Source organism: Paraburkholderia sp. SIMBA_027 (genome assembly GCF_046535315.1).
GTDB classification, from domain to species: Bacteria; Pseudomonadota; Gammaproteobacteria; order Burkholderiales; family Burkholderiaceae; genus Paraburkholderia; species Paraburkholderia tropica.
Genome location: NZ_JAWRWY010000501.1, coordinates 1 through 275, shown reverse-complemented (window position 1 = coordinate 275; position 275 = coordinate 1). Strand labels below are relative to the sequence as shown.

Sequence of the window (275 nt, the reverse complement as noted above, 5' to 3'; positions counted from 1 at the left end):
CCTCGTACAACGCGACGAAATTCGCATCGGTGTCGCGCCACGGCAGCCCGCCATCCGCGTCAGGCTCCCAGGTCACCTGATAGTAGTTGTCCCGCTGTGTTGGGAAATACGTCATGCGCACGCGGTTGGACTCCGTGCCCACTTTGGCCATGTAGTCCTTGAATTGCGTGAGCGAGGTCGGCGCATAGCTGTGAGTCTCTTTGCCGGTCGGGCTTGCCCACTTGGGAATCCCGTCGAGCTGGATCAGACGCATGATGCCGCCGCGCCGGAAGAAG

Annotated in this window: 1 pseudogene; it reads right to left on the bottom strand. The window is 61.5% G+C overall.

Features of this window, described 5'->3' with window-relative positions:
• Positions 1-275 (bottom strand): annotated as a pseudogene (locus SB764_RS40000) (hypothetical protein); the annotation flags it as partial.